Here is a 6,000-nt window from a genome sequence, read left to right as displayed (position 1 = left end):
TCCGGGTTCTTTTTCGTCTTTTTCGACTTATAAGATACCTTGTAGGTTTTCCCGGTTATGGTATGCCCTAAATACTCTTTCCTTGTCAGAATGTCGTACAGTGTCTTATCCGGCCAGTTGTACCATGCGTTGAGCTGTGGGCGGGGGTGGCGTTTGCTCCCTGTCCTGCGGTAGCGCAGTTCCCCGACGGTCAATATCTCATTGTCCCGCAGCCAGTTCTGGATTTCACACATACGGTCGCCCCGTACATACATTGCAAAAATCTGTTTTACGACGTGTGCCGTTTCCGGGTCGGGTATCAGATGATTGCGGTTATTAGGGTCGATAAGGTAGCCGTAAGGGGCTTCGCCGTTGACACGCTCGCCTCTCTGCGCCTTTGCCTGTTTGACAGCCCGGATTTTCTTTGAAGTGTCGCGGGCGTAAAACTCGTTAAACCAGTTCCGCAGCGGGGTAAATTCGTTATCTTCCCTTGCGGTATCTACACCGTCGTTAATAGCGATATAACGTACCTCATATTCAGGGAATACAATTTCTATCAGTTCCCCGGTTTTTAGATAGTTACGTCCCAAACGGGAAAGGTCTTTGGTAATAACGGTCGCCACATTTCCGGCTTCGACTTCCCGAAGCATGGCTTGAAGTCCCTCGCGCTCAAAACTAACGCCCGAAAATCCGTCGTCAACGAAAAAACGGGTATTGAAAAAATGGTGCTCGTCGGCGTATTTCTGTAAAATCAGCTTTTGGTTCTGTATGCTTTCGCTTTCTCCTGCCTGCATATCTTCTTGACTTAATCTGCAATATAAAGCGGTAATCTTGTCTGCCTGTAACATTTTGTCCTCCTTTCCGACAGCAGACAAGCATGGTATTTGTACTAAGTACATTATACCATAGACCGCTGCTTTTGTCTGTGAATAAATAAAAGAAAACGCCCTATTTCCGGGCGTTTCCGGCATTGTTTTCAAGGTCTTTTCGGATAAGTTTCTTTATCTTTTTATCAAGTGTGTCCGTAGCCCGTTCACTGGACGAAGAACATACAAAGTAAGTTGTCTTTCCTATTTTATGCTCCGTCGTAACAACGGCAGCATGATTTCCATTCATATAGATTAGCCCCCTTTCAATCATGGCTAATACAACTTATGAATAACGGTTTGTCCGATATTCAAGTAACTTCATAAGTGGACTTTAATCGGACGGCTATTAGCGTAACCTCATGGGACTTGCACCCCTCCGGCGGTCTGCCGAAGCCCTACCCATTGCCTGCGACGCTTTTAACGCTCGGACTATGGCTATAAGGAAGTATCATTATGTATTCTGTGCGTTATCGCCCGCAGTCTGCTATATCTGCTTTGCGGCGTGGTGGTTCTCGCTCGCTTTTCCAGTAGGGAAAAGGTCATGGCGCACCCGCCGTATGGCTCGGCACAAAAGGAACGTATCCGATTTGCCCTATACTGCGCGCCGTTTTCTTGCGTCGCTTTCTTTTTCAAGGTTCAAAATGGCTATGCTGCCGCATTAGCAGCGGAACGGAAAAGGGGGGAGTAAAGACGTTCCACCGCCAATTGCGGTTATTCCTCTGTTCTGAAATTGAGGACAGCCATCATCAGTTTGGCTTGCAGCCGTTCCCGAATGTCGTGGTCTATGCCAAAGTAGACATTCTCGCGCTCGTCATACAGTTTCCGCATGGATAAACGGGCTATGTAGCCGCTGAAATGCTGCAAGACCATTTTCATAGCGTCCGGGTCGCCCTTTGTCGCTGCCACAATGACAGGATAAGGAACAAGGGCATTTTCCGGGTAGCCGGGTTGATTACCATTCGTCCCATTCATCAGCATTTTCCTCCAAGTATTTTCTCAACAGCTCAAAAGAGCTTGTCCGCCTGTACTGTATTGTACTTCTCGACGTATTGAATAACCTTGCAATCTCGCTGTCATTCATTCCCTCAAAGTAGTACAGCAGTACGGCTTTGCGCTTTTCTTCCGGTAAAGTACGGATTGCTTCAAGAAGCAGCTTCGGTGTGATTTTCTTCCCTGCTTTTTCAAAGACTTCCTCGGCGGTTTCCTGTTTGAAATATTCATCAAACGTATGAAGCTGCCGCGCTTCTTCTAATGTCAAGTCAGAAAAGGTTACTACCTTTGCCTTATGTTTACGAAGCTCTTTGTGAGCGTCGCAGGCTTCATTGTGCAGCACCGTATTACAATACTTCTGAAAAGAGCATTGTTTATAAAATTCCCTACGTTCAGGTTCCACATTCTCACCTCCTTTCTCGTTGAAAGTTGGTGGTGCTTCCCCCTTTTCGCGGGGCAATACTGCGTTTTGAAAAAACGCCGAACATTTTCGGAAATTTTTTCAAAAAATTTTTTGAGCATACAAAATGCGCCCGTCTGAAAAGCTCGGACAGGCGCAAAAGTATTATAAAAGGTATTTAGATGATTTGATAGTTCATACTGATAGATAGAAAGATACCCGGTGGCGGTCGGGCTTTTTTTGATAAGTCAAAGAATGTAAGAATTTGTCGATATGGTTTATAATTCATGGCGGCTACCTCCTAAAGCCGCCATGTCTGCATGGTTAAGGGTCGTCGTAAGTTTCTGATAGGCAAAAAGAAACGGCGGCTCTGAAAATCAAAGCCGCCGAAATAGAATAGGCGCGTGAAAATTTGTCTGCGTTGCGACGGCTTTTTTTTTACTGTCGTAAAGCAGAATTAGGAAGTGTATTTTAAAGACACTATTGTTTCCGTAATGAGTAATCCGAATTACCAAAACTTTTCACTCCACAACGAATAAAACCTACCATATCAATCTAATTGAATCAGAGTTCTATTCTTGCTTTTGATGGTTTATCTTCATAATAGATAACTTTAATCGTTGTTCCCTTGTCAGGAACTTTATGTCCTGCACCAATCCATTTTTTGCAAGTGTAATCTTTGCCGCCTATCGTATATTCAACCTTGATAGTATGCGGAAAGGCTACGCCATCCATAGCGTGGGCGCGGACAGGTTTACGATTCACTTTTAACCACCATTGTTTTGTAACGGAAATTACAGTTCCCATTGTTTCTTTTTCCATAATCCATACCTCCAATGATAATTTAAGATGAACAATTTTCTATTTAGATAATTCCATATTAAAGCAAACTACCCTTTAATCCCTTTTTGAAAACTAATACGGCTCTTTCAGTTCCCCAAAATGACATTGTGACAAGACGATAGCTTTCCTTTTCCATTTCCTCTATTTTGGCATTGATTTTCACTGTGGCATTTTCAACAGTAATTTCTTCTACTAATTCTGTCCGATACATCATATCTTTACCTCCAAATTATTAAATGGATAATACATATTTTCTGTTCATTCTTTTTTGTGTTTATAGTTTAATAATAGCATCCGCAAGAGAAGCCATATCAGAGTCATGCGTAATAATAATACAAGTCTTATCTGCAAAAATTGTATGTATTGATTGTTTTACCAAATTACTTGTTTCTATATCCAAGTTTGACGTAGCTTCATCAAAAATCATTACGTCCGGGTTTTTTATAATCATTCTTGCAAGTGCAATTTTCTGTTTTTGTCCTCCCGACAGGTTTTTACCATTTTCACTTATCACTGCTTGAAGTCCGCCTGTAAATTCAGAAATATCCAATCCTGCTTTACTTAATGCTACTGTAATTTCATGTTCATCTAACTGTGGTGCAATAAATCTAATGTTGTCTAATAAAGTACCCGAAAAAAGAACAATATTTTGTGCTACAATCCCAACTCGATTTCTCAAATCTGATAAAGAAACATTTTTGATTTCAATATCGTTAATGCGAATAGAACCGGAATAATCTTTATAAAATCCTAAAAGCAATTTTGCAATCGTTGTTTTCCCACTTCCATTTTTCCCTAATAGTGCAACTTTTTCATTTCTACTAATTGCCATATTGAAATTATCAATAACTGTTTTTTCATTATAGCCAAACGAAACATCTGAAAATATAATATTTTCTATCTTTCCAACCTGCCTATTTCCACATATTTCATCTTCGGTTTTTAATTTTAGCAATTCGTTAATTCTTGTTAAAGCTGCAATACCGGGTTGTACCATAATACTAATACTTGCTAAAAGTTGCATAGGTGCAAAAATCAATAAAGCATATTGAGATACTGCCCAATAGTTTCCTAAAGACATTTTCCCTTTAATAATAAAGATACCGGAAAAAACAATAAGCAGAACGGAAGCAATATTTGTAATTCCTACTATACCCTCGGAAGCAAAATTCATCATCTTACCGCGCTTAACGGATTTATCTGCAACTTGTTTAAGTTGACGGGATATTTCAGATGAGCGTTGATTTTCCATTTTTAATTCTTTAACTGCTGAAATACCGCCTATATTTTCTTGTACTTTTCCCGATGTTTGGGCTGTTGTTTCAAGTAAAGCCTTTGACGCTTTTTTTATCTTAATGCTTGAATAATTAGTGAAATAATATATAACAGGCAAAAACAGCAGTAAAATCAAAGATAATTCCCACCGAATTGAACATACAAGAACCAATGCGCCAACAAACGAAACTATACTTGTTACAAATTTCAAAAATACAGGGGAGAAAAATACATTTAATGACTCAGTTTCTTTTATTCGTTCAAAAATATATCCCGTTTGTTGCTTATCAAAAAATTCCATAGGCAACTTCAATATTTTAGTAAATAAGTCGTTTTTCAAATCGGCAATAAAATAACTGCTTGTCTTTGTTAAATTTTGACTTATAAAATAATTGACCGCAAAACTGCAAATATATATAAATACTAAGAATATACTGCAATATACGATTGTTTCTATTGAAGTTTTAATGACTCCCTCATCTAAAATATAACTAACAAGATATGGGGGTAAAAGTGTCAATACTGATGAAATAATCATCAAAAAAAATAGTGAAAGTATTTTTGCTTTTTTGAAATAAGAAAATAGAAAAGAATATTTTTTCATTTGGTAACCTCCTCGTTCAGCATGGTTATTAACTGTGCAAAAATCAACGTATTTCTTATCAAATCAAATGGCTTAGCTGAAAATCCAGTTTTATATACTTGAAGAAGAACACTATCATCAATCGACTTTTCCCTAAGTAACTTAACAAATTTTTCAACTGCCTGTTCTGCATTTTCCTTTTCCTTTAACAGACAATATAAATGCGAAACATTCATATAGAGCATAAAATAAACACTATGGTCTAATTCCAATAGTTCAGCAAGAGCAATCTGATTTTTAGTAACAGATAAAGCTCCTTGCAAATCATTTTCTTTTTGCAAATATGAAATTTTATTTCGTAACTCATGTAATAGCTGTACCCCTAAAGAAATTATTGCGGTTTCAATCTTATTTATAGCATTTTCATCAGTTCGCAATAATAAGCTGTTTGTCATATCGACAGCCGCAAAATTTTTTACTTCACTATCAGAAAAAGAAAATGGAAAATGTTTATACTGTCCTATCAGCATAAACAAATGCCCTAAAACAAAATGTTTTTGTGCCTGCACATTTTTAGACGCGCAATTTTGACAAAGAGCTATCATCTGATATACTACTTTTTCTCGTATCTCCACTTCTTGAGCCAATGCAATATATGGAATAACAGCAATTATTAAATCCAGTTTCAACCTATCGTTCGTGGGAAACAGATAGCATAATGCTTTTATTTTTTCCATTCCAGTAAGATACTGTTTTTGTGCGAATAATTCCGTACATTCCTCTTTGAAATCTTTGTATTCTTTTTCTGTTAATTCATTTGAAAATCCAAACAAGCAATCTATTGAAACATTGAAGTAGCGTGCAAGAATAGGGAAAAAACTTATATCGGGATACATTTGTTCATTTTCCCACTTTGAAATTGCAGCACATGACACTCCTAATATTTCACTTAATTGTTCTTGTGTAATACCTTTTGCTTTTCTCAAACCTTGCAATATTTTTCCTACCGCTAATTTTTGCATAAGTAATCCCTCCATATATATTGTACCCTAATTGTTTTA

At 38.0% G+C, this 6,000-nt stretch carries 8 protein-coding genes; all 8 read right to left on the bottom strand.

From position 1 onward, the window contains the following. Positions 1–827 (bottom strand): recombinase family protein (locus AC4OGX_RS02010; protein ID WP_493328150.1); only part of this gene is annotated, 827 nt, incomplete at its 3' end. A gap of 100 nt (positions 828–927) precedes the next feature. After that, positions 928–1,095 (bottom strand): TnpW family protein, encoded by a 168-nt coding sequence (locus AC4OGX_RS02005; RefSeq protein ID WP_141662688.1) that lies wholly within the window; start codon positions 1,093–1,095, stop codon positions 928–930. A gap of 464 nt (positions 1,096–1,559) precedes the next feature. Further along, entirely contained in the window at positions 1,560–1,820 is a 261-nt protein-coding gene (locus AC4OGX_RS02000) for a helix-turn-helix domain-containing protein (RefSeq protein WP_493328148.1), read from the bottom strand. Further along, complete coding sequence (locus AC4OGX_RS01995; RefSeq protein WP_493328147.1) at positions 1,801–2,241, bottom strand: RNA polymerase sigma factor; 441 nt, start codon at positions 2,239–2,241, stop codon at positions 1,801–1,803. Before AC4OGX_RS01995 ends, AC4OGX_RS02000 begins: the two co-directional genes overlap by 20 nt. 561 nt (positions 2,242–2,802) lie before the next feature. Continuing rightward, positions 2,803–3,060: a DUF3592 domain-containing protein gene (locus AC4OGX_RS01990; RefSeq protein WP_493328146.1), complete on the bottom strand. Its 258-nt coding sequence runs from the start codon at positions 3,058–3,060 to the stop codon at positions 2,803–2,805. A gap of 58 nt (positions 3,061–3,118) precedes the next feature. Continuing rightward, positions 3,119–3,295 carry a hypothetical protein gene (locus AC4OGX_RS01985; protein ID WP_266156069.1) on the bottom strand — a complete coding sequence of 59 codons (177 nt, stop codon included), beginning with the start codon at positions 3,293–3,295 and terminating at the stop codon, positions 3,119–3,121. Between the two features lie 60 nt (positions 3,296–3,355). Then, on the bottom strand, positions 3,356–4,960 hold the full coding sequence (locus tag AC4OGX_RS01980; RefSeq protein ID WP_493328145.1) for an ABC transporter ATP-binding protein: 1,605 nt from the start codon (positions 4,958–4,960) through the stop codon (positions 3,356–3,358). Continuing rightward, positions 4,957–5,961, bottom strand: a complete 1,005-nt coding sequence (locus tag AC4OGX_RS01975; protein WP_493328144.1) for a helix-turn-helix domain-containing protein — start codon at positions 5,959–5,961, stop codon at positions 4,957–4,959. The genes AC4OGX_RS01980 and AC4OGX_RS01975 overlap by 4 nt, the downstream gene beginning before the upstream one ends. Between the last annotated feature and the right edge of the window lie 39 nt (positions 5,962–6,000).

This window comes from Faecalicatena sp., from assembly GCF_058819085.1.
Note: the sequence above shows the minus strand (reverse complement) of the source record. Positions and strands in the feature narration are given on the sequence as shown.